Consider the following 1,326-nt stretch of genomic DNA (forward strand, 5'->3'; position numbering starts at 1 on the left):
GTCCCCGCTCGCCCTGGTGCACACCTCGTTGCCCCTCGCCTACGCGTGCGGAGCCGCAACGCTGACCCTGGCGTGCGCGGCGCTGCTGCGTGGCGGCCGGACCGGGGCGCGGCTGTCGCTCATCGGTGGCGGGGCAGGCCTGGGATTCGTCCTGCTCCTGCGGCCCTTCGACGCGGTGATCGTCGCCGTTCCCGTCGTGGTGTTCGTGCTGGCGCGGCTGTGGCGGTCCGCGAGTGGCCGGTTCGTGCGTGCGGTGGCGCACCGGACCGCCTGGGCACTCGCCGGCTTGGCGCCGTTCGTTGTCGTGCTCCTGGCGTACTGCTGGCGGGTGACCGGTTCTGCGCTCCGGGCGCCGCTGTCGGCCTCCGATCCGCTGGACCGCTTCGGTTTCGGGCCGCGTCGCATCCTGCCGTCGGAGCCGACGTTCCTGTTTACCCGCCGGCTCGCCTTCGAGGCCCTGCACGGTACCGTCGCGGCGGCCCCGAGTTGGGTGTTCGGGGGCGTCGCGGTCCTCGTGCTCGCGATCGTCGGCGCGCTGCGGGCGCACCGCCGTCCCGAGCGCGTCCTGCTGGTCGTCATCGTCGCCGCCGTCGGTGGCGGCTACTTCTTCTGGTGGGGTTCGGCGTTCGCGATGCCGGGCCTGCTCAACGGACTCGGCCCGCACTACCATCTGGCCGCGTTCGCCCCGATCATGATTCTCGCCGCCGACGGCGCCCGCCGGGTGTGGTCCATGAGCGAACGGTGGTTCGCCCCGTGGCCCGGCACCGGCTCCCCGCCGGCCCGGACCGTCCCACGGCGACCCGTCCCGCGCGGACCCGTTCTGCGTAGATCAGGTCTGCGCGGACCCGTCCTCGTGGTCCTCGCCGCCGCGGGCCTGATCCTCCTCACCGTGGACGCGATCCCGGACAAGGTCGCCGGCCAGCGATGGGTGAACGACCGCAACGCGTTCCTCGACGCCCTGCTGCCGGACCGCTACCCGGGCCCGGCGGTGGTCGTCGTGACGCCCGGCGTCCCGAGCCGTTACACCCAGGTGCCGTACCAGATGCTGCGGAACACCCCGGACCTCGCCGGGCCGGTGGTGTACGCCGCCGACATCGGTGCCGGCACGGCCACCCTGCCCGACCGGATGCCGGGTCGGGCGGTCTACCGGCTGCGTCCCGACGAGATCGTCGACCCGGCCGCGCCCGCGAGCTACTGCGGGTTCTTCACCGCGCTGCGCCAAGTCGCCGGCAACCGCGTCCGCGTCCAGGTGACGGCGCGCGATCCCGGTGGTGCTGGTGGTGCTGGTGGTGCTGGTGGTGCTGGTGGTGCTGGTGGTGCTGGTGG

The 1,326-nt window shown here is 73.7% G+C and carries 1 protein-coding gene; it reads left to right on the forward strand.

What is annotated here, in order from left to right:
- Positions 1 to 1,326, forward strand: a 1,326-nt coding sequence (locus AC08OT_RS19470) for a DUF7846 domain-containing protein (RefSeq protein WP_476603165.1), incomplete at both ends; no start/stop codon positions are given.

The organism is Frankia sp. CgJB1 (genome assembly GCF_977947065.1).